Source organism: Streptomyces sp. NBC_00285 (assembly GCF_036174265.1).
Classification (GTDB): Bacteria; Actinomycetota; Actinomycetes; order Streptomycetales; family Streptomycetaceae; genus Streptomyces.
The window spans coordinates 9,259,912-9,284,600 of record NZ_CP108055.1 but is presented as its reverse complement, the minus strand read 5'-3'; the positions used below and the strand labels follow the sequence as shown (position 1 = coordinate 9,284,600).

Sequence of the window (24,689 nt, the reverse complement as noted above, 5' to 3'; positions counted from 1 at the left end):
TGGGACTGCCGGTACCAGGCACATCGACGGCCGACGGTGTTCACTGAGGAGCATGGCGGCTACAGAACTGGGACGGGCGCTGCGGCGCTGGCGCGACCGGGTTCCGCCGGACGCGGCCGGACTGCCCTCGGGCGGCCGCCGGCGTGCTGCCGGACTGCGGCGCGAGGAGCTGGCCCTGCTGGCGGGCATCTCCGTCGACTACGTCACGCGCCTCGAACAGGGCCGCGCCGCCAACCCGTCCGTGCAGGTCGTCGAGGCGCTGGCCCGGGCGCTGCGGCTGTCGGGGGACGAGCGGACGTACCTCTTCGGCCTCGCGGGGCTGGTGGCGCCGGGCCCGGACGTCGTGCCCGGCCACATCACGCCCAGCGTGCAGCGGCTGCTGGACCGGCTGGTCGACACCCCCGTCGTGGTCTCCGACGCGGCCATGACACTGCTGCTGGCCAACCCGATGTACGCGGCACTCATGGGCGACCCGTCCGGCCTGCACGGCTTCGAACGCAACGCGGTCTGGCGCAACTTCACGGGTACGCCGAGCCGGGTTCGGCACACCCCGGAGGAACGGCGCCTCTTCGAGGCCGGTCTGGTCGCCGAGCTGCGCGCGGCCGCCGCCCGCTATCCGGCGGACCGCGGACTGCCGCGCCTGATCGCGGAGTTGCGTGTCCGCAGCGAGCGGTTCGCCGAGCTGTGGGACGCAGGCGCGGTGGGTCGCCTCGTCACCTCGCGCAAGACGGTCGAGCATCCGCAGGCCGGCCCGCTCACACTCGACTGCGACCTGCTGCGTGTGGAGGAGAACGACCTCCACATCCTCGTCTACTCGGCCGAGCCCGGCACCGAGGCCGCCGAGAGGCTGCGGCTGATCTCGGTGCTGGGGACCCAGAGCCTGGTCGGCGGACGCCCTACGAACTCGCCTCATCCGTCAGGACCTTGACGTCCCAGGCCCTCAGCGGCACCGCCTCGGCGTGCACCTCGTCCGTCAGCACATCCCGTAGGGGCGCCGGTACTGGTACCGACACCGCCTCCCACGACCAGTTGTGGAGGAAGCGGACCCGGCGGCCGTCGCGGGCGGTGGCGGAGGTCGCGGTGACGCTCGGGTGGGCCGGGCGCCAGGAGGTCGGGGCGGCCCACTCGAAGACGGCTCGGGCGAACGCGGGGTCGGGGACCGTCCCGACGTAGGTGATGCGGCCCGCACCGTGCCGGCGGGTGACGGCCGCCGGCCAGCGGCCGAAGTGGGGGTGGTCGTAGGCTGCCAACTCCTCGGCTCCTTGCGGCTGCAGACCGTCGGCCCAGTGGAGGGCGCGGGCCTCGGGCGGCAGCTGAAGGCTCCCGGTGCCGGTCACCGCGACCGGGGCGCCCAGGTTGCTGAACTCGTCGTACGTCACTCCGGCCGCCTCCGCCAGCCGTCCGGGCTGGGCGTCGGTGCGGGCCCTGGCCTCCGTGTCTCCGTAGCCGGTGCGGGGGCCCACGATCAGGTGGCCGCCCGCCTCGGCATAGGCCCTCAGCCGGTCGAGGGTCTCGTCGTCGGCGGCGTAGTAGGCGGGAGCCACCAGGACTTCGGGCAGTTCGGCGGCCGAGAGCTGTCCCGGGTGGAGGATGCGGCTCTGGAGCCCGGCGTCGAAGGCACCCCGGTAGAAGGCGTCGAAGATGGTCTCGTACGACCTTGCGTCCGCACCGCCGTCCGGCAGGGCGAGCGCAGGCTGCGCCTGGAGCGCCCACTTGCTGGGAGAGTCGTACAGGAAGGCGACGTCGGCGTCCGGGGTGAGGGCCGCCGTCAGGTCGCCCGCCTTCTCCAACTCGGCGCCCAACGCGGCAAGTTCGCGGTACACACGGCCGGGGCGGCCGTTGTGCGGCAGGATGCCGCCCCAGTAGGTCTCGGCGCCGAAGTGCAGGGTGTGCCAGTGCCAGTACTCGATCATGGAGGCACCGCGGGAGATCAACGCCCAGGCGGCCTGGCGCCATTGGCCGTCGTAGGCGGGCCGGTTGTTCCAAGGGTGGCCGATCGCCTGGGCGTTGGTCTCCGTGACCAGGTAGGGCTCCTGCCGTGAGGAGTACATGCGGTCGGCGCTGCGGTACAGCGCCCAGGTGCCGTTGGTCGTCCAGTTCTGCCCGTCGCCGCCCCGGTCGGGCAGCTCCAGGGCGTCCTGCATCGTGTAGTACGGGTTGCCCGCGGCGACGTCGAGCCGTTCGGTGAGCTTGTCGTCCTCGACGCCGGGGCGGTCGTAGGAGATGCAGGTGGTGACGAACTGGCCGGGGCGGGCGTACTCGCGGACGAGGTCAGCCTGCCAGGTGATGAACTCGGTGACGAGCCGGGCCTGGAAGCGCCGCCAGGCCAGGTCGTACTGGGGCTGGGCGTTACCGTCGGGGGTCCACAGGTCGGCCCAGGTGGAAAGCCGGTGCGACCAGTAGACCAGGCCCCATTCACGGTTGAGGGTCTCCACGTCGCCGTACTGGGCGCGGAGTTCGTCGGCGAAGCGCTGGAACACACCGTGGTTGTGCAGGAGTTGGAGGCCGGGTTCGTTGTCGACCTGGTAGCCGATCACCGCCGGGTGGCCGGCGTACCGGGCGACGACCTTCCGGATGACCCGTTCGGCGTGGAAGAGGAACGCCGGGTGGGTGAGGTCGACCTCCTGCCGGGCGCCCCAGCCGATGGGCTCGCCGGTGCGCGCCTCCCCCGCGATCTCCGGGTACTGCCGGGCCAGCCACGGCGGTACGGCGTACGTCGGGGTCCCGAGGATCACCGAGATGCCCCGCTCGTGGGCGCCGTCGAGGACGGGCTGGAGCCAGTCCAGGTCGAAGCGGCCGTTCTCCGGTTCCCAGGTGGACCACACGGACTCGCCGACCCGGATCACCGTGAAGCGTGCCTCGGCCATCAGGTCGAGGTCGTCCTTCAACCGCTCGTGCGGCTGGTACTCGTGGTAGTAGGCGGCACCGAACAGAACGCGGGGAGGAAGCTCGAACATCCTTCTCCAATAGGGTTGTTGTGGGATCAGCCTTTGACGGCACCGCGATACTCACCTTGGCCAGGCCAGGGTCGCCGAGCCAGTCGACGCCGCGCAGGCGGTGAGCCCGGCGGCGGCGCCGAGGCCGAGGGCGCCACGGAACAGGCGCGGCGGATCGGGGTTGCTGGTGACAGGTGACTCCTCACGTGGTGCGGCTGGGGAAAGCGCGGGTGCGGCCGTCCCGGGGGGGCACTCGCGGGCAGGGCGGACCGGGCCTGCGGCGTGGTGTGCCGCGGGCCCGTCGCGCCGACGGTTCAGCGAAGGGGTGAGGCGGGTTCGCGTACCGGCCCGCTGGAGGCCCGTACGGTCAACTCGGTGGCGATGTCGGTGCGTTCGGCATGGCCGGGGCGGCCTTCGATCATGGCGATGAGTACGTCGACGGCCCGGTCGGCCACCCCGGTGAAGTCCTGGCGGACCGTGGTCAGGGGCGGGGAGAGATAGGCGGCGGCGGGGACGTCGTCGTAGCCGACGACACTGACGTCGCCCGGGACGGACAGGCCCGCCTCGGCGAACGCCCGTAGTGCCCCGATCGCCATGTCGTCGTTGGCGGCGAACACGGCGGTGACATCCGAGAGGCCCGCCAGCTGACGTCCGGCCGCGTACCCGGAGGCGGGGCTCCAGTCGCCCGCGACCGGCAGCGGCGGCTCGGGGGCACCGGCGGTGCCGAGGGCCTCCCGCCAGCCCCGCAGCCGGTCGCGGGCGGCCCACCAGTCGTGCGGTCCCGGGATGTGCCAGACGGTGCGGTGCCCGAGCGACAGCAGGTACTCGGTGGCCGTCCGGGCGGCCACGACACCGTCGGCGCCCACGACAGCGCTCGCCGCCTGGCCCACGTCGACACCCTCGCCGAGGCTGACGACCGGGACGTCCGCGCTGAGGCGCAGCGGTGTCCCGTCGTCGATCGGCTCGGACAGGACGATGCCGTCCACGCCCTGTTCCAGCAGCGCCTCGACGGCCACCTGGACCGGCTGTCCCTCCAGGGTGCCGGCCAGGGTGAAGGAGTAGCCCGACCGCTGCATGGCCCGCTCCAGGGCGAGGAGCAGGGTGGAGGGACCGTAGAGCGAGGTGCCGAGCGAGACGACGCCGATCCGCCGGTAGCGGCCGAGGAGCAGGGCGCGCGCCGCGTTGTTCGGGCGGTATCCCAACTCCTGTACGGCCCGGAGCACGCGGTCGCGCACCTCCGGGCTGACGTGCGGTTCACCGTTGACGACCCGCGACACGGTCTTCTGCGAGACACCGGCGGCACGCGCGACCTCGGTCATCCCGGGGCCGCGCTGCGGTCGTCCGGATGCCGTGCCCGCCATGCGTGTCTCCTCACCGCGGAGTTATTTGACTACGTAGTCAGTCCTGGCCACGTTTGATGACCTGGCCTGTTTGACTACGTAGTCAAGACAGTGCCAGGCGGTCCGGGACGCGTCAATGGTTCCTACGGGATCGACACCGGACGGGCGGTCGGACGTGCCGACCGCCCGCCGACTCAGCAGGCCTTGCGACTCGCCGTGCTCAGTAGCCGTACCGGTTCTTCAGGTGGCGCCAGAAGTCGCGCAGCATCCACTTGTCGAAATCCGTGATCCGGGTCGCGCTGCCGGCGTTCATCAGGAAGCAGCACTGGCCGGTCGGGGTCCAGTCGTAGAAGTCGTCGAGACCGAAGGTGTGGCCGACTTCATGGAGATAGATATGGATGTTCTCCTGGGCGAGGGCTCCGGTGAAGTACTCCTGGCCGACACGCTGACCCCAGTCCCCGCCGGCGCCGCCCTGGAAGCCCTTGGTCAGCCAGAGCGACTGGTCGTAGTGGCGGGCCACGCCGCCGGGGCACTTCGAGTAGTTGCCGTCCTGATGGAAGAAGCGGCCACAGTCGGGGGCGCACTGCGGAGCGCCGCCGGAGTCCAGGTTTCCGGCGTAGATGTCGACCGAGTTGTTGGTCCACTGCAGGGTGGAGCGGTTCTTGACCGCCCAGCCGACGATGTTGACGGGCACCGTGGTGTACGGCCAGGCGTTGGTGCCGGTGCCGTTGTCGAGCATGGCCGCCATCCACTTGCCGAACTGCTTCTTCAGGGCGGCCTGCACCTGGTCGCGCAGGGCGGCGCTGACCGGGGCGTCGGACTCCCAGCGGACGCAGTAGTTGACGCTGCCCTTGTTGGCGACGACCTGGTCCCAGCCGTAGTTGCGGAAGCCGTAGAGGTCGGAGTAGGTCGACTCGACGTGGTTCCACACCTCGCCCAGGGGCTGGACGAGGCCTGCGGGCGGGTTCCAGTTGTCCGCCGCCTGCGCCGGTGTCGCCGTTATGGCGGGGGTGGCGAACACCGCGAGCAGGGCGACGAGGACGGTGACGAGACGCACGATACGGGTGCGCATGGAGTGAACTCCCTTCGTGGGGGCGGGATTTCACCCATAGGTCGCCGCCGCTCGCGAACGGGTTGCCCTCCTTGCCGCACCTGACCCGGGCGCGTCAGTGGCGGGATGCGGGAACGTCCGGAGGCCTCACCGGGCATCGAAACCCGGAGCGGAATGTGACCCACCCCACAATCGAAACGTTCCCGTTTCGATACCCCGCGGGCTAGTCTCATCCCACGAGAACGAAACCGTTTCGTTCAGCGGATCGTCTGCTGGGCGAGGATGGAGTACGCCGCCATGACCAGCGTCCTCATCGCCACCGGCCAGGCACTTCAGCGTGTCGGCCTCCGCATGCTCCTGGAGTCCCAGCCCGATCTGAGCGTCGTCGGCGAGGCGACGCACGGACCGGGGGCGGTCCGGCTGAGCGCCCTGCTCCGGCCGGACGTCGTCCTGCTGGACGGCCGCACCACCGGCACGGACACCATCGAGACCGTCCGCCGCATCGCCCACGCACCGGACGGACCCGTCCCGCACGTCCTGCTCCTCACCACGGGCGACGACACCTATCCCTACGGCGCCTTGCGCGCCGGGGCCGCCGGGCATCTCCCCGAGGACGCCACCGCCGACGAACTGGTCGCGGCCGTCCGGGTCGTGGCCGCCGGTGACGTCGTGGTCTCCCCCGGACTGACCCGTGCGCTCATCGACGCCGTCCGCGACGACCGTGCCGTCGACAGCGGCACGCCGGGCAACCGGCTGGACACCCTCACCGGACGCGAACGGGACGTGCTCACCGCGGTCGCCTGCGGCGACTCCAACGCCGAGATCGCCGACCGGCTCTGCATCGCCCCGACCACCGTGAAGTCCCACGTCAGCAACATCCTCACCAAGATCGGCGCCCGCGGCCGGGTCCAGGCGGTGGTCTTCGCCTACGAATCGGGCCTGGTCAGACCGACGCAGCACGTCCTGCACGCGTAAGACCCCGGCACGACCTGCACGTCTCGCCCGCGTCCGGGCCTGCCACCACCCGCGCACACCTCCACCCCGTACGGCCTGCGCGTATCCCGGCCTGCCGCCACCCGCGCGCACAGCCGCCGAGCACGTCCCACCAGCCCCGCCTGCGGCGAACCCCTGCGGCGCCCGACCGTCGCCCACTTCTGATACCTGTCGGCCGAGAACAGCGAGGAAGGCGGGCCGATGCCCCCGCCCGCCTTCCCACGTGGAGTTCTGGCACCCCTGGCCGTGACACCGAGGGCCCCCGGGCCTCGTCCTTCGCGGCCCGCCGCCGGCCCTACTGATGCCGGAGCCGGCCCGCCGCAACTCCCCCGGACGGCAGGTGAGTTCGCCGGCGTACCGGCTGCGCCGACCCGCGTTCAAGCGCAAGCGCCTCCTCGCTGGGGACCTTCTCGCCGACGGCCGGGCGCATCCTCACATCGCCACGCACCGGGAGCCCCGGCACGCGACCGCGGAGGTCACCTTCGCCAATCAGGCGGCCGTGTAGCCGAGTTGGCGCCTCATGTAGGGCGTCATGAGGGTCTTCGACTTGGCCAGCGTGGTGGTCCGGCCGCCGAGGACCGCGGTCTCGCCGCCCGGCACGGGCAGCATGGTCACCCCGTCGGCCGCGCCGAAGGGCACGATCAGCGGGGAGCGGTGGATGGGCCGGTAGAAGCGGGGCTCCTTGCGGTGCCGGCCCGAACTGTTCAGCTGGGCGCGGATGTTCCAGGCGGCGAGGTCGGCCTGGGCGAGCGCGGCAGGGGTGATCTTCAGCTCGGTGGCGTCGTTGACGTCGCCGACCGCGAAGACGTCCAGGTGCCCCTTGGCCCGCAGCGTGCGGTCGACCTTCACGTGCCCGGACGGGGTCAGCCACTCGCCGTGTCCGCCCAGGCGCAGCCAGAGGGTGTTGGGGGTGGTGCCGGTCGCCCAGAAGGAGAGGTCGGCGGTGACGACGTCGCCCTGGGCATCGCGGTAGGTGCCGAAGTCGTTGCCCGGGGCCATGAACGAGCCGAGCCGTACCTCGACGTCGTGGGACTCCAGCCAGGCACGCGCCTTGCGTCCGGCGCGTTCGCTGCCCGTGTTGTCGAGCAGCGCCGGACCGGAGTGCGCGAGCGTGACCCGGGCGTCCGGCCGGGCCAGCCGGATCTCCGCGCTGAGTTCGACTCCGGAGGGGCCGCCGCCGACGACCAGGACGTGCTCGGCGAGGGCGATCTTCTGCTGGTGCTCGGCGAAGGACTTCATCGCCTCCTCGGTGGTGGTTCCGCCGAAGCGGGCCGGAGCCGGGTAGTCGGCGCCGGTCGCGACGACCACCACGTCGTACGGCAGCCGCGTCCCGTCGGCCAGCACCACCTGCCGCTCGGTGGTGTCGATGGTGACCACCTTGCCCACGACGACCCGGCCGTGGCGCAGCAGCCTGTCGTAGGGGATGAAGGGGGTGACGGTCCACTCCTTGCGCACACCCGCGCGCAAGGAGGAGATGCGGTGGAAGAAGACTTCTTTGCGGTCCACCAACGTGACCCGCGCCGTCGCGTCCAGCCGTTTCGCCAGCCGGACGCCCGCATAGCCGCCGCCGATCACCACTACGTCGCCGTCACGCACGCCGAGACTCCTGAACCGTGGGGGGAGGGAGTGCCATGGCGGACGAGCCGCTCCCCCGAGCACTCGGATGCCGGTGAGCGTAACCCTTGAAACCTCAAGTGTCAGTCGGGTCGTGTGTGATTTTAGTGAAGCTGTCGGTCACGACGGCCGTGTCAGCCGAGCTCGTAGTCGAGCCGGATGCGGTGGGTGCCGTCGGAGTCGACCGCGAGGCCGCCGGTGCCGGAGATCCCCGTCAGGTCCCCGGTGCCGCTGGCCGGGACTATGGTGAAGAACTCCGCGGTGCGGTCGCTGCCGGAGGTCGTCGCGGAGTGCACGAAGTTGAAGGCGCCGGACCGGCCGTGCAGCGCGCCCTCGAAGGACTCCATGGCCACATAGGTGCCGACGCCCGACTCCTGGTCGTAGGCGGCGGTGAACAGGGTCGCCGAGCGGCCGGCGACCTCGCCCTCGAAGTGCTTCTCCATGGTCGCGACCCCGACCGGAAGCCCGGTGACCACGGCCGGCTCGGGCTTCAGCCCGGTCGGGACGAACGCTGTGACGCTGAAGGTTCCGTCGGCTCTCATGAGCCGACCGTACCGACCGGGACTGACAACGCCCGGCTGAACAGGCCCGGTCCCGCTTCGGCGGGGTCGGTGACGTCGGCGCCCGCCATGGGCGGGCCCATCGGGTCGCCGAACTCACGCGCCATGGCGCCCGCGCCGGAGGGGACCCCTTGTTCGGGTGTCACCGATCCGGGACGCTCGGTGGCCGTCCCTCGTACGCGGCCGCGAGGACCGCCCGCACGCCGTCCGCCGTCACGGGACGCGGATTGGCGTACGGCTGGCCCGTCACCTGTGCGGCCGCCTTCGCCACATCGCCTTCCTTGAAGCCGAGTTCGGCGAGGGAGCGCGGGGCGCCCAGGCGTCCGGCCAGCTCCCACAGGGCCTGTGCCGGGTCGTCGGTGCCAAGTGCCCGTCCCAGCACGGTCAACGCATCCGGGATCGCCGGGGAGTTGTGGGCGAGGGCGTACGGCAGGACGACGGTGTGCGTCTCGGCGTGCGGGAGCCCGAAGGTGCCGCCGAGGACATGGCACAGCTTGTGGTGCAGTCCCATCGTGGTGGCCCCGAGGCAGGAGCCGCACAGCCACGCCGCGTAGAGCGCCTGTCCGCGCGCCTCCACGTCCCCCGGGTCGGCGGCCAGTTCGGGCAGTGCCCCGGTCATCGCCCGGACGCCTTCCTCCGCCATCAGCGCGATCAGCGGGGAGGTGTCCGGGGCGTAGAGCGCCTCGACGGCGTGCGCGAGGGCGTTGACGCCGCTGGTCACGGTGAGGGGTACCGGCAGGGAGAGGGTCAGTTCGGGGTCGTAGACGACACTGCGGGGCTGGACCTTCGGGTCGCGGCCGGTGCGCTTGGCCCCGTTCTCGGTCAGGCCCCAGACGGGGGTCATCTCGGAGCCCGAGTAGGTCGACGGCACCGCGATGAGCGGCAGTCCCGTGTGCAGCGCGATCGCCTTGCAGAGGCCGATCGAGGAGCCGCCGCCGACCGCGACGACCCCGTCGGCCCCGGCCGCGCGGGCCGCCGCCACGGCCCGGTCGGCGTCCTCCACGGGCACATGCATACGGGCTTCGGCGTGCAGCCCCGCGCAGCGGTCGCCGAGTGCGTCCGCGACCGCCCGCGCGACGGCTTCACCCCGTCTGCCGCACACCACCAACAGCCTGGACAGACCAAGGTGTTCGGCTTCGCCGGGGGTCGCGCTCACGGCGGCGCCGGGCCGCAGGACGACCCGTCCGGGGCGGCTCTCGTAGGTGAAGTCGCCCGAGAACGTCATGCGTTCGGCTCCAGTACGAGATCGAAACGGGCGTGCCGGAACGGGTTCGGGATGCCGAACTCCGCCGCCAGGGACGGGTCGTCGGTCGTCGCGAAGTCCTGCACCAGGCTCTGTTTCACGGCGAAGACGGCGTCGGAGTCCAGGTAGTCGCTGCCCGCGACGAAGATGTGCGTGGTGACGGGGGTGTGTCCGTCGGCGGCGGCGATGAAGTGGATGTGCGCGGGCCGGTAGGGGTGCCGGCCGGTCGCGCGGAGCAGGTCGCCGACCGGGCCGTCGGTGGGAATCGGGTACGGCGCCGGGACGCAGGTGCGGAACCAGAAACGGCCCTCGGTGTCGGCGGTGAACAGTCCGCGGCCGTTGCCCGCGGGCTGCACGTCGGGCTGCTGGACGTCGTAGAAGCCCTGGTCGTCGGCCTGCCAGACGTCGAGGACGGCGCCGGGCAGCGGGGTGCCGTCGGCCGACAGGACCCGGCCGCTGACCACGCACGGCTCGCTGCCGCCCACCAGGTCGATGTCGTCGCCGAGTTCACGGACGGGCGACTCGGTCATGTGGAAGGGGCCGAGCACGGTGGACTCGGTGGCGCCCTGGACGCGGTCGCCGTTGATCGTCTCCAGCAGCATGGACACGCCGAGGACGTCCGAGAGAAGGATGAACTCCTGCCGGGTGTCGGTGCACTTCTGCCCGGTCGCCGTCAGGAAGGCGATCGCCTTCTCCCACTCCTGCCGGGTGAGCCGGCTCTCGCGCACGAAGTCGTGCAGATGGCCGATGAGTTCGGCGAGGAGCTCGCGCAGGCGTGGGTCGGCGGTCGCGTGGAGACCTGCGACGGCCTCCTCGGTGACACCGGCTCCGATCGCGTCGGTGGTCATCCCGGTTCTCCTCCTCGTCGGCATGGCGTTTCATCCATGATCGCGCACCCGGTGGGTTCGGACGGGACCTCAGGGCGCGTCCGGAAGAAGTGCCCCGGCGTCGGTGGCGGCGCTCGCGTGCCGCAGGGCGACGAAACCGCCGGGCCGTACGAGCAGGGCGCCCGCGTCGGCGATCTCACTCGGACGGGCCCGGTCGCCGTAGGGGTCCCCGTACTCCTGGCCCGGCCCGACGGCCACGGTGGCGATCTCGGTGTCCTGCGCCTCGGCGGCCCGTACCCGCCGGTCCGCAGGGCCGGATCACCGGGCAACTCGCCGAGCGGCGCCCCACCCGGACGGCCGGATCGGCGGGGCGCGTGTCCGGGGCGGAGCGGGCCTGCATAACGTAGGAGATCACCACCTGCCCGGGAGCGCGCATGACCCGTAGCCGTCGTAAGAGATCTGGCGACGCCTTCGACACCATCGAGCCTCCGGGCGACGTCGAGCTGGTCGCCGGGGTCGTGACCGTGACGGGCCTGGTGGAGGTCCTCGGCGCGGTGTCCGGGTCCGAGGTGTGGCTGCTCGGACTGCTGGTCTTCCTGCCCGGGGCCGCCTCGGCGCTGGGCACGGTCCGCCAGACCACGTTCGTCGCGGTGTGGACCACGCTGGTCGTCACCGCCAGCGTGCTGCTGCGGGACCGCGACGGGGGCCACTGGTCCGACCGCCTCCTGCTGATCCTCTTCACCCTGGCCCTGGCCGCGACCTCCGTCTACGGATGCCACCGGCGGATCAGACGGGAGCACGCCATGTTGCGGCTGCGCTCCACCGCCGCGGCCATGCAGCGGCACATCCTGCATCCCCTTCCCCTGCTCACCGACGACGTGCTGGTCAACGGTGTGTACGAGCCGCTCCAGGAGGACCGGCTCGTCGGCGGCGACATCTACGACGTCGTCGACTCGCCCTTCGGGACCCGGGTACTGATCGGGGACGTGCAGGGCAAGGGCCTCACCGCCGTGGGTGCCGCGTTCGCCGTGCTCGGCGCCTTCCGGGAGGCTGCGCACCGCGAGCCCACTCTCACCGCGCTGGTGGACGCCCTGGACGCGGCGGTCGTTCGGCACAACTCGTATGCCGCGCACACCGGCGACGACGAACGTTTCGTCACGGCCCTCATCGTCTGCGTCGACGCGGACACCGAGGTGCAGGCCGTCAACTGCGGACACGTCCTGCCCCATGTCCTGTACGACGGCGCGGTCAGCACGCCCGAACTGGAGCCCGGCGTCCCGCTGGGCCTGGCCGAGCTGGCCGACGAACCGACGACCGTGGGCTGGTTCGAGTTCCCCGAGGGCGCCACGCTGCTGCTGAGCACCGACGGCCTGACGGAGACCCGCTCGGCGGATGGCTCCTTCTACCCGGTCGACGAACGCCTGACGAAGTACGTCGCCCTCTCCCCCACCGAGCTGCCGCAGTTCCTCCACGACGACGCCCGTTCCTTCGCCGGCCGCGGCGGCCCGCACGACGACGTCGCCGTCCTCACCGTCCGCCGCTCCCGGCGGCTCTGAGACACGCGCCTCCGCCGCTGACCGACGGTTCACTCGACGGGGAGGCGGACGCGTTCCAGTGACTTCGGCCACGGCTGTTCGGGCCGGTGTGCGTTTCCTGGCCTGGGCGGTCAGGTCCCTCACCGGCGCGCTGAACTCGAAGGACCGCTTCTTGCAGCAGGGCAGGACAGGGCGGACTCCGTGACAGCGGCGCGCTGCAAGTGATTGCAACTTCTACATAACCTGGGCCTACGGTGAACGCAAGATGCTAAGAATTGGCCGAAGCTACTCCTGTTGCGCACGTTCGCGCGGATTCCGCAGCGAACCGGTCTGAACAAATCCCCATGCGCCCCACGTTCTTGAGTGTGCAGGACACGAGGCGACCCAGAACCGTGAGGCCATCTTGTCGAACACCTCATCCACCGCCCACAGAGGGCTATGGACCCGCAACTGGCGCGTGGCCAGAAAGCTCCAAGCCATCCTCCTCATACCGGTGATCGTGGCCCTCGTCCTCGGCGGCTTCCGTGTCAAACGTTCCGTGGACACCTGGCAGGACGCCGACGACGCGGTCCGGGTGGCCGAACTGGTCCAGGCCGCCAACAAGTACGCGAGCGACGCCATCAACGAGCGCGACGTGTCGGTCACCCCGCTGGTCAAGGGCGACCGGACGTCGAGCGTGGTCACCACGGCGCGGGCGATCACCGACGCGGACGCGAAGGCGTTCGACGAGGCGGTGGACCGGATGCCGCAGACCCCCGGCCTGCTGCGCCGCGTCGAGCTCGTCCGCGCCGGCGAGAAGCAGCTCGCCTCCGTACGCGCGAACGCCTTCACCTCCCGGCTGACCGGTGTGCAGACCGAGGAGAGCTACCACGCCGTCCAGCACCCGCTGATGGAAATCTCCAACGAGCTCGGCTACGGCAGCAGCAACGGGGCGAGCTTCGGCCGCACCCTGTACGCCGTCTCCCTCACCCAGGCCGCCGAGTCCCTGATCCGGGCCATCGGCACCCACCTCCTGGTCGAGGACCGCGGCAAGGTCACCGAGGGCGAACTCCAGGCCCAGCTCGGTTCGTTCAGTTCCTACGTCTACCTCGAACAGGTCGGGCTCCAGGAGTACGCCGGTGCCGGCACCGACGGGGACATGGCCCGGCTGCGCAAGGCGCTCTCCGACGCGCAGAAGCTCGGCGTGAAACAGACCACCGAGGCCCAGACACAGGCCGAGGCCGCCGGGAAGACCTTCGTGGCCCCGCCGAGCCTTGCGAAGATGACCAGCGCGATCGCCTCGGGCAAGTCGCCCACGCAGCTCGCCGCGCAGGGCATCACGTCCGACACCTTCTTCGCCGCCTCCACCCTCAGCTTCGACGCGTACCGCGGCGTCGAGGTCTACCTCACCGACACCGCGCTGGCGCAGGCACAGACGATCGCCGACGACGCCCGCAACGACGCGATCATCAACGCCGTCCTCGTGCTCGCCGCGGTCCTCGCCGCCTTCCTGCTCGCCGCCTGGGTGGCCCGGACGATGAGCACCAGCATGCACAGGCTCAGCACCTCCGCCCACGAGATCGCCGAGCAGCGGCTGCCCGCGCTGCTCACCCAGCTCACCCGGGCCATCCCCGGCCGGGTCGAGGCCCAGGTGGAACCCATCCCGATCACCACCACGGACGAGATCGGCGAGGTCGCCCGTGCCTTCGACCACGTCCACCGCGAGGCCGTCCGGCTGGCCGCCGAACAGGCCCTGCTGCGCGCCAACATCAACACGATCTTCAGCAACCTGGCCCGCCGCAACCAGTCCCTGATCGAGCGGCAACTCGCCCTGATCACCAGCCTGGAGGGCAAGGAGGCCGACCCCGACCAGCTGTCCAACCTGTTCAGGCTGGACCACCTCGCCACCCGTGTGCGCCGCAACGGCGAGAACCTTCTCGTGCTCGGCGGCGAGACCCCCGCCCAGCAGTGGGACCAGCCGCTGCCCCTGGTCGACGTGATCCGGGCCGCGGCCTCGGAGGTCGAGCAGTACGAGCGCGTCGAGCTGTCCGGGGTTCCGGAGGCCGAGATCCACGGCCGTGCCGTGACCGACCTGGTGCACCTGCTCGCCGAACTCCTGGAGAACGCGACGACGTTCTCGTCGCCGCACTCCATGGTCCGGGTCACCGCGGCGCGGCTGCCTGACGGCCGGATCATGATCGAGATGCACGACAGCGGCATCGGGCTGCCTCCCGAGGAGATGGCCGACATCAACCACCACCTGGCGGACCCGCCCACCGTGGACGTCGCGATCTCCCAGCGCATGGGTCTGTACGTGGTCGGACGGCTGGCGGACCGGCACGGCATCCGCGTCCAGCTGCGCCCGTCCGACGGCGGGCAGGGCATCACCGCTCTGGCCATGCTGCCGGACACGATCACCTACCGGTCGCCGGGGGCGGCGGAATCCGACGCCGACACCCTGGCGCTGGCCGCCTTCGCGGAGGCCGGCTTCCCTGACGGCCCCAACCGCGCGTACGAGGCGTGGGAGTAGCGGCAGGGCTCTGCGCAACAGCGCCCGTGCCGGAGCATCACGGGCAGGACGGCTCCGGCACGGGCACACTCTCGAGCGCCGGGCCCGGGACGTGTCTCGAAGGTCCGGCCTGCCCGGCGACGCCGACGTGCTGTCGGGCTCGCCCCAGGGCGTGTTTCGAAAGTCCCGTCTGCCCGGCGGCGTCTCCCGCCGCACGCAGCTTGGCGGCGGTGGCGACTCCGGTGGCGATGGGCAGACCGGCGCCGACGCTGCCGTTGGCGCCGTAGATGCCCAGACGGGGGTCGGCGATGTGCATGGAGCCGCCGCGGCCGTGGTTGGTGCCCGCCTCCTTGCCCATCAGCTCGGCCATCATCGACGCGGAGTCCAGGCCCTTGGCGAGGACATGGCCGTGACCGCGGTGGGTGGAGGTGATGCCGTCGCGTTCACCGAGGGGCCGGCAGGCGCCGACGGCGGTGGCCTCCTGGCCGATCGACAGATGCAGGAAGCCCGGGATCTCCGTCGCCTTGTACAGCTCGGACGCCCGCTCCTCGAAGCGGCGGATGCGCCTCATCCGCCGGTACATTTCGAGGAGTTGGTCCGCGTGGGCGGATCGGGTTCCGATGCTGGCGGCAGTGAACTGCGGTGCCTGGGTCATGCGCGTCACGTCATCGCAATGCTCGCGCAGACGGCACGCCCCGCGCCGCCGGCGTCCGTCTATTAATGTACCGTCTGGTCTAGCAAACTAGAGTGACGACGTCCCGGGACCCGCGGTCCCCCCGAACCGCCCCCGCGGCGCCCGTTTCGGGCCCGGGATGCGGTCGGTTCGACCCGTCGTCCCGTCAGGGGAGAGTTGCGATGCCACGACCGCCTGGTCATGGACCGGACTTCGAGGTCCGCCGCCAGAAGATCATCGACACGGCCGCCGAACTGTTCGCCCGCCAGGGCTACGCGGCGACCTCCGTCAACGACCTGGGCCGTGCGGTGGGACTCGCCAAAGGAGCGCTGTACTACTACATCGGCTCCAAGGAGAACCTGCTGATCGAGATCCAGGGGCGGGTGATGAGCCCGCTGCTGTCCCGTGCCCGCCAGATCGCCGAGCTCGACGTGGATCCGCTGGTCAGGCTGCGACTGCTGTCCGAGTCGCTGCTGACGATCATCTTCCACCGGCTCGACCACATCTGGGTCTACGAGCACGACTACCGCAGCCTCACCGGCCCGGAGCTGCAGACCCTGCTGGACCAGCGCTCGGAGTTCGAGCGCCTGATCACCGGGCTGCTGACGGACGCCGCCGAGCGGGGCAGCTTCCGCGTGGCGGAACCGCGCCTGGCGACCCTGCAGTTCCTCAACCTGCACAACCACACCTACCAGTGGGTGAAGCCGGGCGGCCGCTGGGATCCGGCATTTCTGTCCCGTGAGTACTGCGTGACCCTGTTCCGCGGGTTCGGCGCGAGCGACGACTCCCTCAAGGACACCGAGGAGCGGGCCGCGGCGTTCACACGCGACCGGCCGGAACTCCCGCTCGACCCCGAGGCGGTCTGGGAGCCGGCCACGGCCGGCCGCTGAGGCGGGCCCGCGCGATGATGTTGCGCTGGATCTCGTTGGTGCCCTCGCCGATCTCCAGGATCTTGGCGTCGGCGTGGAACCGGGAGATCTCCGACTCGCGCACATAGCCGTAGCCGCCGTGGATCTGCACCGCTCGGAGGCGGCGCGGTTGGCGACCTCGGAGGCCTACGGCTTGGCCCGCGGCCTCCGTGCTTGCGGGGCCCTTGGGGCGGCGGCCGGGATGCTGGTCCGCCAAGAAGGCCCGCAGGTCGGCGCGGAAGCCGTCGTCGGTCATCGCGGGGCCATACGGAGGGCGCCGTCGAGCCGGACGGTCTGACCGTTGAGGTACGGATTCTCCAGCATCTCCACGGCCAGGCGGGCGAAGTCGTCGGGGTCGCCGAGGCGTTTGGGGTGAGGCACGGACGCGGCGAGGCCCTCGCGGATGTCCTCGCGGAGGCGGCCGAGCATCGGGGTGTCCATGATGCCGGGGGCGATGGTGTTCACCCGGATGTTCCAGCCGGCGAGGTCACGGGCGGCGACGAGGGTCATGCCGTGCACGCCGGCCTTGGAGGCGGTGTAGGAGGTCTGGCCGATCTGGCCGTCGAAGGCTGCCACCGAGGCGGTGAGGACCATCGCTCCCCGGTCGCCGTCGACGATCTCGTTGCCGGCGAGGCGGGCGGCGGCCAGGCGCAGCACGTTGTAGGTGCCGAGGAGGTTGACGCGTACGACCTCGGCGAACGTGGCGAGTTCACCGGGGTTGCGGTCACGGTCGATGATCCGCGTGTGGTCGCCGCCGCGGCCCGCGCAGTGCACGACCGCCCGCAGGGTGCCCAACTCCTGTGCCGCGTCGAGGGCTTGACCGACCGCGGTCTCGTCGGTGACGTCGGCGCGGACGAACCGGGCGGCCTCACCGAGGTCGGCGACGGCCTTGCCGCCCTGCTCCTCGGAGATGTCCGCGATGACGACGCGGCCGCCGCGGCCGATGATCCGGCGGGCGGTGGCCAGGCCGAGCCCGGAGGCGCCGCCGGTGACCAGCGCCGAGGAACCGTCGATGTGCATGAACACTCCTCTTCATGACCTCGCTGGTGCCGCCGCAGAGGCGGGCGATCGGGGATTCGAGGAGTCGTGCACCAGGTGACGGAAGTCCTCGTGGGTCTCTTCGAACAGGGTCCGGCGCATCGGATCTCCTTCAATTCGACCCGATTGAGTATACGCAATTAACTATCCAAGCCATCGGCGCCGCCAGATGATCAATGCCACCAGGGAATGAGTGCATCCAAATGGCGTCGCATCCGGTGTTTGGCGAGCCCGGCGTCGCCGTCCAGGATCGCGTCGAGGATGCGCTGGTGGATGTGCTGGACATCGTCCGCGGCCGTGTCGCCGGGCAGGGGCTGGTCGTGACCTGCGGCGTGCTTGCGGAACAGCTCGGTGATGATCGCGAGGAACAGCGACAGCACGGGATTGTGGGCCAGTTCGGCCAGTTCCGTGTGGAACAGGTCGGCCTTGCGCCGGTCTTCGGCCGGCCCCTCCGTGGGCCGGCGCACCGCCCGCGCGAGCCGCTCGGCGACCTCGTCGCGCACGCCGTCCTCCGCCTGCCGGGCGGTGACCCGGGCGACGACGCCGAGTTCGATGGCGTTGCGGACGATCCTGAGGTCGTCGGCGGTGACGCCCTGGTACTCCAGGAAGAGCGCCATGGTGTCGACGCTGGCCTGCGCTTCGGGGGCGGCGACGATCAGGCCGCCGCCTGGGCCGCGGCGCATCCGGGCCACCGAGTGGTACTCCAGGAGCCGCACCGCCTCCCGCAGGACCGCGCGGCTGATGCCGTAGCGGGCGAGCAGATCGCCCTCCGAGCCGAGCACCTGGCCGACCTGCCGGCCACGTGCGGCGATGTCCTCGTGAATGCGCGCGGCGACCACCTCGGCGAGCTTGGCCCGCGGCCCCTCGGCCGGTTCGGGCTCGATCACGTTCCCCGAGATCCGCCGGCCGCGCCGCACCCGGTGCTTCTCGATCCAGGCGGCCACCGACTCCAGGTGCAAGGCCAGTTCGGTCTGCGCGCGGGCGCCGTCCCCGGCGGTCACGGCGTCCACGACGGCGCAATGGGCCTGGTGGGACGTCTCCTTCGCCGTGTACGTCTCGGCCTTGGAGATCCGGCGCGAGGTGTGCGCGTAGCGCGCGGTGAGACGGGTGAGCACATCGATGAAGAGGTGCAGGACCGGGTTGCCCGACAACTGCCCGAGCACGGGGTGCAGCGGATCCTGGGAGTGGACGCCGGGCTCGTCCCGGTGGGCGCGCTCCTCGACGAGCGTGGCGCGCAGGGCGCCGATGCCGTCCTCGGTGACGCGGTCCGCGGCGAGTCCCGCGGCGATCGGCTCCAGCAGGAGGCGGGCGTGCAGCAGGTCGGTGACGCTGGTGCCGACGTACTCCAGGTAGATCACCATGGCCCGGGTCGCGGGGCCCGCGTCGGGCGCGGTCACGAACAGACCGCCGCCCGGGCCGCGCCGCATCGTGGCGACCCGGTGGTGCTCGACGAGCCGGACCGCCTCGCGCAGCACCGCGCGGCTCACCCCGTAGCGTTCGCGCAGGTCGACCTCGGAGCCGAGCGACTCGCCGACCGGCCAGCCACGGCGGATCACGTCCGCCTCGATGCGCTGGGCGATCTGCGCGCCCAGGGTGCCGACCCGTTCGTCGGCGGGCTCCAGGTCGGCGGCGGTCGCCATGGGCGGGGCTCCTCGGGCGAAGACGGGACAGCGGGAGGTCAGTCTAGTTGTCGCCGAAGCCGCCGGTCTCGGCATTCACAGTGCACTCATTGGCGATGTTTTCCGGCAACTCACCTTACCGGGCAGCGAATCGCCGCCCTTACAGTGACCTCAAAACCGATTTTGATCTCTGCCGACGAGGAGCGGACGGCCATGCGGCTGGAGTCCGGTCCGGAGCTCGACGCGTTCCGACACAAGGTGAGGGCCTTCGTCGCGGAGCACGCTCCCGACGTCAAACGGCATGCGGGCGTGCGCGCGCCGGTGTCGCCGTCCACGGCGTGCCCGGGATCTCCTGCACGAGTTCGAGGTGCGGGGCGTCCAGGGAGTACGCGTAGCGCAGGTACCGGGCGTGATCCGGCTTGCGGCGACGAGCAGTGCCGTGCAGCGCCTGCGGGGTGGCCTCAGCGTCCGTCCTGAACAAGTCACCGGCGCCGCCCCGGTCCGCACACGATCAGAGTGCGATGAGTCCCGCGCTCGTCGCCCGAAAGCCGCAGGCGTCGAAGTAGAAGCCCGCCAGCTCCTCCTCGAAGTCGACGTGCAGCCACGCGCAGCCCTCCGCGCGGGCCCCACGGGCCGCCTCGGCGACGAGTCCGGCGCCGATCCCCGCATGCCGCAGACCGGCGCCGACCATGGTGTCGAGCAGGAAGGCGTGCACTCCCCCGTCCCAGGCCACGTTGACGAAGCCGACCAGCTCGCCGGAGCGCCGTGCGCAGACCCAGCCGACACTGTGGCGGCGGACCCGCGTCAGCCAGTCGACGTCCAGGACCGGATGGCCGAACGCCTCCGCGTGGAGGATGTTGACGTCCGTGCTCTCGAAGTCGCCCCGCCATTCGTACATGATCGTCATCCTTCGATCGTAGGGTGGCCAGCGCCGCGACTCCCCTGGCCCCGTGAAGGGTGTGGGCCGCCCGGCCAGGCGCTGTCCTGGCAGGATGGCGCCATGGAACGTGTGCTTGGAATCGGCGGACACTTCATGCGGGCAGCCGACCCTGCGGCCCTGAGCGCGTGGTACCGCGACTGCCTGGGCCTGGACGCCGACGAGAACGGTCTGTGGCGCCAGGAAACCGGGCTCACGGTGTTCGCGACGTTCGAGTCCGACACGGACTACTTCGGCTCTCGCGCCCAGCAGACCATGCTCAACTTCCGGGTCCGCGACCTTGACGCGATGCTCGCGCAACTGCGTGCCGAGGGAGCGGACGTGGCCGAGGAGACCCAGGACATGGAGGGCGTGGGTCGCTTCGGCTGGGTCACCGACCCCGAGGGCAACCGCGTCGAACTGTGGCAGCCCGCCTGACCGGATCCTCCGCGGGCGGAGCCTGACCACCGACCGCGGAAGACACACCATCTCCCGCCGTCGGGGCCGCACAGCTCAGGCGCCCGGCGCAGCAGAGCCCCTTCGACGTCAGGCGTCCTGACCTGCCGCCGTCGGGGACACACGGCCCAGGTGCCCCTGCGCCACGCGGGCCCTCGACATCAGGCACCCTGACCTGCCGCCGTCGGGAATGCACGGCTCAGGCGTCCTGCGCCGCATGGCCCCTACGACGTCAGGCGTCCTGCGCCGCGTGGACCCTTCGGCCTGCTACGAAGGTCTGCAGGGCGCGGCCGGCGGCGATCTCCTCGGGCGGTCCCGCGAACGGGTCCCGGTCGAGGACGACGAGATCGGCCGACCTGCCGACGGTGATGCTGCCGGTGAGGTCGTCGAGGTGGTTCACATGGGCGCTGCCCGCCGTGTACGCGGCGATGGCGGCGCCCAGGTCGAGCCGCTGCTCCGGAAGGAACTCCGGGGTGCCCACGGGAGCTTCGGGGGCGATCCGGTTGACGGCGACATGGATGGCCTGGAGCGGATCGGGGCTGCTGACCGGCCAGTCGCTTCCGGCGGCCAGGGTCGCACCGGCCCGCAGCAGATCACCGAACGGGTACTGCCGTGCGCCGCGTTCCGCGCCGAGGAAGGGCAGGGTCAGTTCGTCCATCTGCGGTTCGTGCGCGGCCCACAGCATCTGGAGGTTGGCGCTCGCTCCCAGGGCACGGAACCGGGGGACGTCGTGCGGGTGGACGACCTGGAGATGCGCGAGGTGGTGGCGTGTGTCGCGCCACCCGTTGGCCGTGCGGGCGGACTCCACGGCGTCGAGGGCCTCGCGCACCGCACGGTCGCCGAGCGCGTGGAAGTGGACCTGGAAGCCGGCCGCGTCGAGCTCGGTGACGTACTTCCGCAGCTCGCCCGGCTCGACGAAGCTGATGCCGCTGTTGTCCGAGGCGCAGCCGCAGCCGGTCAGATACGGGTCGAGCATCGCGGCGGTGTGGTTCTCCGCGATGCCGTCCTGCATGACCTTCACCGTGCTGGCCCGGAACAGTCCACCGCTCAACTCCTCCCGCTTGGCGATCAGTTCGGGGATCTGCTCGGCGCCGCGCGCCCGGTCCCACCACAGGGCGCCGACCACGCGGGCGGTGAGCAGACCCCGGTCGAGGGCCGTGCGGTAGGTGGGTGCCGGGTCGGTCATGTTGGCGTACCTGCCGACGATGGCGTCCTGCCAGGCGGTGACGCCGTACGAGTGCAGGACGGCCTGGGCCCGGAGCAGGGCGGCGAGTTGCTGCTGCGGCGTGGGATCCGGGACCAGTCGCCCCACCAGGTGGACGGCGCCTTCCTGGAGCATGCCGGTGGGGTTGCCGTCGGCGTCGCGTTCGATTCGGCCGTCGGCGGGGTCGGGGGTACGGGAGTCGATGCCCGCGCGTTCCAGGGCCCGGCTGTTGACCCAGGCGCCGTGGTGGTCGCGGTTGGGCAGGAACACGGGCCGGTCCGGGACGATCGCATCGAGGGTCGCGGCGGTGGGCGCGCCGCCGGGAAAGGCCTCCAGGGACCAGCCGCCGCCGGTGATCCACTCGACGTCCGGGTTCCGGTCGGCGTATGTCCTGATCCTGCGCAGGTACTCGGCCGGGTCGACGGTGTCGGCGAGGTGGCACAGGCCCAGTTCAAGGCCCGCGCCCTGGGGATGGACGTGGGCGTCCTGGAAACCGGGGAGCAGCAACTTCCCGGCCAGGTCGACGACTTCGGTGCGCGGGCCGATGAGCTCGCGCACCTCGTCGTGGCCGACGGCGGCGATCCGCCCGTCGCGCACGGCCACGGCGGTGGCCCTGCTGCGGGCGGGATCGACGGTGTGCACGGGACCGCCGGTGAGGACGAGGTCCGCGGTGTGTGACATGTGGTGGGCTCCAGGGGAGGGTCAGGCTGCCGTACGGTCCATCGGAAGGGTCAGGGACTCGGCGTCGGTGCCGCGGCCCGTCGTGAAGTACGGCGAGTGCCTGCCGTACTTGGCGACGGCTGCCATGCCGAGGCCGGCGAGGACGATCACGGCGGGCAGGGAGAACATGAACCAGCCGTTGTCGGGGCTGAGTTCGAAGTGGTCGCTCATGGTCAGGTACGAGTATCCGAGGTAGCAGCCGAGGCCCAGCAGGATGAGTCCGGACACGGCCGGCACGCCGATGGCGAGCAGTGCTTCCCGGGGCCCTTCGTGGCGCGCCGAGCGGAAGCGCACCGCGCAGGCGATCGCGGTGAGGCCGTAGTAGAGGGCGACGATCAGGCCGATGGCGTTGACTGCGGCCAGCAGCATGTCGCTCAGCTTGGGGATGGCGACGGCGAGCAGGGCGACCACTCCGGCGATGGCCATCACCACGACCGTGCCGGCGGCGGGGGTGCCGTAGCGCGGATGGATGCGGGTCCACAGCGGTCCCATGGTGCGGTCGCGGCTCATGGCGAACAGGCCGCGTGCGGTGGGGATCAGGGTGGCCTGTACGGAGGCGACCGCGGAGAACATCAGCGCGACCACGGGCAGGGTGGCCCAGGGTTCGCCGGCCAGTTTCTCGCCGAGGTACGGAAGGGCCTGGGGGCCGTTCGTGACCAGTTCGGTCAGGCTCATCTCGCGCTGGAAGGCGACCGAGGCGAAGAGGAACAGACCGAGCATCGCGAAGAGGGCGATGAGGCCGCCGCGGGCCGCCTCGCCGGGGCTCTTCGTCTCCTCGTTGACGCTGAAGGCCGCGTCCCAGCCCCAGAAGAAGAACACCGCGAGGACCATGCCCTGGGCGAAGGTCTTGCCGCTGGAGATCTCGAAGGGGTTGAACCAGGACAGGGACAAGGCGTGGTCCCCCGTGACCAGGGCCCAGCCGCAGAAGGCCAGCAGGACCGCGTACTCGAAGACCAGCAGGGCGAACTGGAAGCGGGTGGCGGCCCGGATCCCGGTGACGGCGAGGACGGTGAGGGCGACGAGGATCACGAGTCCGATCGCCGTGGTGACACCGGTGGACGTCGGGTCGAGGGCGATGCCGGCGACGCTGTGCAGCCCTGCCTTGTTGGCGAGGATCAGGACGACCGAGCCCATGATCGCGCTGGTGTAGGCGCAGAAGATGATCGAGCCGACCAGCGTGACCCAGCCGGTCAGGAACCCGGGCCAGGGGCCGAGCGATCTGCCGACCCAGACGTAGCCGTTGCCCATGTTCGGTTCGGAGCGGTTCAGGCGGGCGTAGGCGGTGGCGATGCCGAGGACCGGCAGGAAGGCCAGGAGCAGGAGGGCCGGGGCCTGGAGTCCCACGATGGTGGCGATCGTGCCCATGCCGATGGCGATGCTGGTGGTGGCCGCGGTGCTGGAGGCGGCGAGGGCGACGCCGTCGACGACGCCGAGGGAACGGCGCAGCGACGATCCGGGCGGGGAGGACGCGGGCGGTGCTGACGACATGGAGGGCTCCTCAGGGACGGGAGACGGGGAAGAGCCGCGCGGTGAGGTGATGGAACCGCCGATGTCCACATTGGGTCAACCCTGTTGACGTAAGGCGGCCGGGGTCGTTCACTGAGAGCCCCCCGGCGAGAGGAACCCGGTCATGTCCACCCGTGTCCCGCAGGAGCGCCGACGCCGGCGGCCCACCCGCTCCGGTGTCCTGCTGTCCGAGGAGCTGATCGTGGAGACCGCGCTGCGGCTGATCGGCGAGCACGGTCCCGAGGCGCTGAGCGTGCGCAGGCTGGGCGCGGCGCTGGGCTGTGACCCGACCGCCCTGTACCGCTACTTCCACGACACCGACGATCTGGTGCTCGCCATCGCCGACCGGATCATCGGCGACGCGATGGCGGGGTTCGTCCCCGGGGACGACTGGGTGGCCTCACTGCGCGAGATGGCGTTGCGGGTGCGCGCCGGGTACGTCGCCCATCCGCGGGCCGCCGCGATGGCCGCGCACCGGGTGACCCGGCGCACGAGTGAGATCCAGGCCGTGGACACCGGTATCGGCCTGCTGCTGTCCGCGGGCTTCGGCCCGGCCGACGCGACGCGGCTGTATCTGGCCTTCATCGACACCGTGCTCAGCCACGCGGCCACGGACGCGGCGTTCCAGGCGCTCCCGCGACAGCAGCGCGAGGCCGACCAGCGGGCGTGGCGGGACGTCTACCAGGACCTGGACCCACAGACGTACCCGGCGCTCACCGTGGTCCGCCGCGAGTTGCCCGGGCTGGCGGACAGCTCGTTCGAGGAGGCGGTGGACCTCCTGCTGGAGGCGCTCGCGGCCCGCGCGCCCGGCGGCGGAGCATCCACCCGGAGTTCGTCACGCGGATGAGATTTTCCGTACGTTCAGTGGGTCGGCGGTTGCCTGGAGGGGCTGGACGGCAGCAACGACAGACACGGACGATCAGGTACCCGCGCCACCGTCGTGGCACGCACGCTCGCACTCGGCCCGGGCCCGGCGCTCCCCGCACCTCGCCGCCGGCCGACTCGCCGTGACGGGGCTCACGTCGACCGCGCCGGGCCGACCGGGCACCGCATGGCGGACAA

The 24,689-nt window shown here is 71.3% G+C and carries 25 protein-coding genes; 8 read left to right on the top strand and 17 right to left on the bottom strand.

The features are described 5' to 3' along the window. The first annotated feature begins 52 nt into the window (after window positions 1-52). Entirely contained in the window at window positions 53-928 is an 876-nt protein-coding gene (locus OHT57_RS42510) for a helix-turn-helix transcriptional regulator (RefSeq protein WP_328752295.1), read from the top strand. On the opposite strand, the gene OHT57_RS42505 is transcribed toward OHT57_RS42510, so the two are convergent. From OHT57_RS42505 to OHT57_RS42495, 3 genes are all read right to left on the bottom strand, one after another. Further along, on the bottom strand, window positions 897-2,957 hold the full coding sequence (locus OHT57_RS42505; protein WP_328752294.1) for a beta-galactosidase: 2,061 nt from the start codon (window positions 2,955-2,957) through the stop codon (window positions 897-899). The genes OHT57_RS42510 and OHT57_RS42505 overlap by 32 nt on opposite strands. 293 nt (window positions 2,958-3,250) lie before the next feature. Continuing rightward, window positions 3,251-4,297 carry a LacI family DNA-binding transcriptional regulator gene (locus OHT57_RS42500; RefSeq protein ID WP_328752293.1) on the bottom strand — a complete coding sequence of 349 codons (1,047 nt, stop codon included), beginning with the start codon at window positions 4,295-4,297 and terminating at the stop codon, window positions 3,251-3,253. A 199-nt stretch (window positions 4,298-4,496) separates the two neighbouring features. Beyond that, complete coding sequence (locus OHT57_RS42495) at window positions 4,497-5,348, bottom strand: hypothetical protein (protein ID WP_328752292.1); 852 nt, start codon at window positions 5,346-5,348, stop codon at window positions 4,497-4,499. 276 nt (window positions 5,349-5,624) lie between these two features. Here OHT57_RS42495 and OHT57_RS42490 point away from each other — a divergent pair, with 276 nt between their 5' ends. Then, window positions 5,625-6,302: a response regulator transcription factor gene (locus OHT57_RS42490; RefSeq protein ID WP_328752291.1), complete on the top strand. Its 678-nt coding sequence runs from the start codon at window positions 5,625-5,627 to the stop codon at window positions 6,300-6,302. Window positions 6,303-6,660: 358 nt separating this feature from the next. Next, the gene (locus tag OHT57_RS42485; protein WP_328752290.1) at window positions 6,661-6,825 is read left to right on the top strand and encodes a hypothetical protein; all 165 of its coding nucleotides are present in this window, start codon (window positions 6,661-6,663) and stop codon (window positions 6,823-6,825) included. Here the strand turns inward: OHT57_RS42485 and OHT57_RS42480 are convergent. The 6 genes from OHT57_RS42480 to OHT57_RS42455 form a co-directional block, all read right to left on the bottom strand. Beyond that, window positions 6,810-7,916, bottom strand: coding sequence for an NAD(P)/FAD-dependent oxidoreductase (locus OHT57_RS42480; protein ID WP_328752289.1), 1,107 nt, complete (start codon window positions 7,914-7,916; stop codon window positions 6,810-6,812). The genes OHT57_RS42485 and OHT57_RS42480 overlap by 16 nt on opposite strands. A 152-nt stretch (window positions 7,917-8,068) precedes the next feature. Further along, window positions 8,069-8,476 (bottom strand): DUF3224 domain-containing protein, encoded by a 408-nt coding sequence (locus OHT57_RS42475; RefSeq protein ID WP_328752288.1) that lies wholly within the window; start codon window positions 8,474-8,476, stop codon window positions 8,069-8,071. Beyond that, a complete protein-coding gene (locus tag OHT57_RS42470) occupies window positions 8,473-8,640 on the bottom strand; it encodes a hypothetical protein (RefSeq protein ID WP_328752287.1) in 168 nt (55 codons plus the stop codon). Before OHT57_RS42470 ends, OHT57_RS42475 begins: the two co-directional genes overlap by 4 nt. Further along, window positions 8,637-9,719 (bottom strand): maleylacetate reductase, encoded by a 1,083-nt coding sequence (locus OHT57_RS42465; protein ID WP_328752286.1) that lies wholly within the window; start codon window positions 9,717-9,719, stop codon window positions 8,637-8,639. Before OHT57_RS42465 ends, OHT57_RS42470 begins: the two co-directional genes overlap by 4 nt. Next, complete coding sequence (locus OHT57_RS42460) at window positions 9,716-10,585, bottom strand: dioxygenase family protein (RefSeq protein ID WP_328752285.1); 870 nt, start codon at window positions 10,583-10,585, stop codon at window positions 9,716-9,718. Before OHT57_RS42460 ends, OHT57_RS42465 begins: the two co-directional genes overlap by 4 nt. A gap of 69 nt (window positions 10,586-10,654) precedes the next feature. Further along, window positions 10,655-10,822: a hypothetical protein gene (locus OHT57_RS42455; RefSeq protein ID WP_443053549.1), complete on the bottom strand. Its 168-nt coding sequence runs from the start codon at window positions 10,820-10,822 to the stop codon at window positions 10,655-10,657. Between the two features lie 176 nt (window positions 10,823-10,998). On the opposite strand from OHT57_RS42455, the gene OHT57_RS42450 reads away from it, so the two are divergent. Together OHT57_RS42450 and OHT57_RS42445 are read left to right on the top strand one after the other, a co-directional pair. Beyond that, a complete protein-coding gene (locus OHT57_RS42450) occupies window positions 10,999-12,120 on the top strand; it encodes a PP2C family protein-serine/threonine phosphatase (protein WP_328752284.1) in 1,122 nt (373 codons plus the stop codon). 436 nt (window positions 12,121-12,556) lie between these two features. Next, window positions 12,557-14,608 (top strand): sensor histidine kinase, encoded by a 2,052-nt coding sequence (locus tag OHT57_RS42445; RefSeq protein ID WP_328752282.1) that lies wholly within the window; start codon window positions 12,557-12,559, stop codon window positions 14,606-14,608. A 37-nt stretch (window positions 14,609-14,645) separates the two neighbouring features. On the opposite strand, the gene OHT57_RS42440 is transcribed toward OHT57_RS42445, so the two are convergent. Next, a complete protein-coding gene (locus tag OHT57_RS42440; protein ID WP_328752281.1) occupies window positions 14,646-15,242 on the bottom strand; it encodes a thiamine pyrophosphate-dependent enzyme in 597 nt (198 codons plus the stop codon). Window positions 15,243-15,442: 200 nt separating this feature from the next. Between OHT57_RS42440 and OHT57_RS42435 the strand changes: the two genes are divergently transcribed. Then, a complete protein-coding gene (locus tag OHT57_RS42435; RefSeq protein WP_328752279.1) occupies window positions 15,443-16,150 on the top strand; it encodes a TetR/AcrR family transcriptional regulator in 708 nt (235 codons plus the stop codon). Here OHT57_RS42435 and OHT57_RS42430 read toward each other — a convergent pair. The 5 genes from OHT57_RS42430 to OHT57_RS42410 all read right to left on the bottom strand — a co-directional run bounded on the left by OHT57_RS42430 (window position 16,080) and on the right by OHT57_RS42410 (window position 19,732). Further along, complete coding sequence (locus tag OHT57_RS42430; protein WP_328752278.1) at window positions 16,080-16,424, bottom strand: acyl-CoA dehydrogenase family protein; 345 nt, start codon at window positions 16,422-16,424, stop codon at window positions 16,080-16,082. The two genes, OHT57_RS42435 and OHT57_RS42430, sit on opposite strands and share 71 nt — an antisense overlap. Then, entirely contained in the window at window positions 16,421-17,188 is a 768-nt protein-coding gene (locus tag OHT57_RS42425) for an SDR family NAD(P)-dependent oxidoreductase (protein WP_328752277.1), read from the bottom strand. The genes OHT57_RS42430 and OHT57_RS42425 overlap by 4 nt, the downstream gene beginning before the upstream one ends. A 191-nt stretch (window positions 17,189-17,379) precedes the next feature. Beyond that, window positions 17,380-18,846, bottom strand: coding sequence for a FadR/GntR family transcriptional regulator (locus OHT57_RS42420; RefSeq protein ID WP_328752276.1), 1,467 nt, complete (start codon window positions 18,844-18,846; stop codon window positions 17,380-17,382). Between the two features lie 271 nt (window positions 18,847-19,117). Then, the gene (locus OHT57_RS42415) at window positions 19,118-19,306 is read right to left on the bottom strand and encodes a hypothetical protein (protein WP_328752275.1); all 189 of its coding nucleotides are present in this window, start codon (window positions 19,304-19,306) and stop codon (window positions 19,118-19,120) included. 30 nt (window positions 19,307-19,336) lie between these two features. Continuing rightward, on the bottom strand, window positions 19,337-19,732 hold the full coding sequence (locus tag OHT57_RS42410; protein WP_328752274.1) for a GNAT family N-acetyltransferase: 396 nt from the start codon (window positions 19,730-19,732) through the stop codon (window positions 19,337-19,339). A 93-nt stretch (window positions 19,733-19,825) separates the two neighbouring features. Here OHT57_RS42410 and OHT57_RS42405 point away from each other — a divergent pair, with 93 nt between their 5' ends. Continuing rightward, window positions 19,826-20,179, top strand: a complete 354-nt coding sequence (locus OHT57_RS42405; RefSeq protein WP_328752273.1) for a VOC family protein — start codon at window positions 19,826-19,828, stop codon at window positions 20,177-20,179. Window positions 20,180-20,429: 250 nt separating this feature from the next. Here OHT57_RS42405 and OHT57_RS42400 read toward each other — a convergent pair whose 3' ends face one another. Further along, window positions 20,430-22,082 carry an amidohydrolase gene (locus OHT57_RS42400; RefSeq protein ID WP_328752272.1) on the bottom strand — a complete coding sequence of 551 codons (1,653 nt, stop codon included), beginning with the start codon at window positions 22,080-22,082 and terminating at the stop codon, window positions 20,430-20,432. Between the two features lie 21 nt (window positions 22,083-22,103). Then, the gene (locus tag OHT57_RS42395; protein ID WP_328752271.1) at window positions 22,104-23,609 is read right to left on the bottom strand and encodes an APC family permease; all 1,506 of its coding nucleotides are present in this window, start codon (window positions 23,607-23,609) and stop codon (window positions 22,104-22,106) included. A 142-nt stretch (window positions 23,610-23,751) separates the two neighbouring features. On the opposite strand from OHT57_RS42395, the gene OHT57_RS42390 reads away from it, so the two are divergent. Beyond that, complete coding sequence (locus OHT57_RS42390; protein WP_328752270.1) at window positions 23,752-24,474, top strand: TetR family transcriptional regulator; 723 nt, start codon at window positions 23,752-23,754, stop codon at window positions 24,472-24,474. Window positions 24,475-24,689 lie beyond the last annotated feature (215 nt).

What these genes read in the sequence shown, in the direction of transcription:
- OHT57_RS42510 (WP_328752295.1), top strand. Translation starts at nt 53, where the DNA reads ATGGCGGCTACAGAACTGGGACGGGCGCTGCGGCGCTGGCGCGACCGG.
- OHT57_RS42505 (WP_328752294.1), bottom strand. Translation starts at nt 2,957, where the DNA reads ATGTTCGAGCTTCCTCCCCGCGTTCTGTTCGGTGCCGCCTACTACCAC.
- OHT57_RS42500 (WP_328752293.1), bottom strand. Translation starts at nt 4,297, where the DNA reads ATGGCGGGCACGGCATCCGGACGACCGCAGCGCGGCCCCGGGATGACC.
- OHT57_RS42495 (WP_328752292.1), bottom strand. Translation starts at nt 5,348, where the DNA reads ATGCGCACCCGTATCGTGCGTCTCGTCACCGTCCTCGTCGCCCTGCTC.
- OHT57_RS42490 (WP_328752291.1), top strand. Translation starts at nt 5,625, where the DNA reads ATGACCAGCGTCCTCATCGCCACCGGCCAGGCACTTCAGCGTGTCGGC.
- OHT57_RS42475 (WP_328752288.1), bottom strand. Translation starts at nt 8,476, where the DNA reads ATGAGAGCCGACGGAACCTTCAGCGTCACAGCGTTCGTCCCGACCGGG.
- OHT57_RS42465 (WP_328752286.1), bottom strand. Translation starts at nt 9,719, where the DNA reads ATGACGTTCTCGGGCGACTTCACCTACGAGAGCCGCCCCGGACGGGTC.
- OHT57_RS42460 (WP_328752285.1), bottom strand. Translation starts at nt 10,585, where the DNA reads ATGACCACCGACGCGATCGGAGCCGGTGTCACCGAGGAGGCCGTCGCA.
- OHT57_RS42450 (WP_328752284.1), top strand. Translation starts at nt 10,999, where the DNA reads ATGACCCGTAGCCGTCGTAAGAGATCTGGCGACGCCTTCGACACCATC.
- OHT57_RS42440 (WP_328752281.1), bottom strand. Translation starts at nt 15,242, where the DNA reads ATGACCCAGGCACCGCAGTTCACTGCCGCCAGCATCGGAACCCGATCC.
- OHT57_RS42435 (WP_328752279.1), top strand. Translation starts at nt 15,443, where the DNA reads ATGCCACGACCGCCTGGTCATGGACCGGACTTCGAGGTCCGCCGCCAG.
- OHT57_RS42430 (WP_328752278.1), bottom strand. Translation starts at nt 16,424, where the DNA reads ATGACCGACGACGGCTTCCGCGCCGACCTGCGGGCCTTCTTGGCGGAC.
- OHT57_RS42425 (WP_328752277.1), bottom strand. Translation starts at nt 17,188, where the DNA reads ATGCACATCGACGGTTCCTCGGCGCTGGTCACCGGCGGCGCCTCCGGG.
- OHT57_RS42420 (WP_328752276.1), bottom strand. Translation starts at nt 18,846, where the DNA reads ATGGCGACCGCCGCCGACCTGGAGCCCGCCGACGAACGGGTCGGCACC.
- OHT57_RS42410 (WP_328752274.1), bottom strand. Translation starts at nt 19,732, where the DNA reads ATGACGATCATGTACGAATGGCGGGGCGACTTCGAGAGCACGGACGTC.
- OHT57_RS42405 (WP_328752273.1), top strand. Translation starts at nt 19,826, where the DNA reads ATGGAACGTGTGCTTGGAATCGGCGGACACTTCATGCGGGCAGCCGAC.
- OHT57_RS42400 (WP_328752272.1), bottom strand. Translation starts at nt 22,082, where the DNA reads ATGTCACACACCGCGGACCTCGTCCTCACCGGCGGTCCCGTGCACACC.
- OHT57_RS42395 (WP_328752271.1), bottom strand. Translation starts at nt 23,609, where the DNA reads ATGTCGTCAGCACCGCCCGCGTCCTCCCCGCCCGGATCGTCGCTGCGC.
- OHT57_RS42390 (WP_328752270.1), top strand. Translation starts at nt 23,752, where the DNA reads ATGTCCACCCGTGTCCCGCAGGAGCGCCGACGCCGGCGGCCCACCCGC.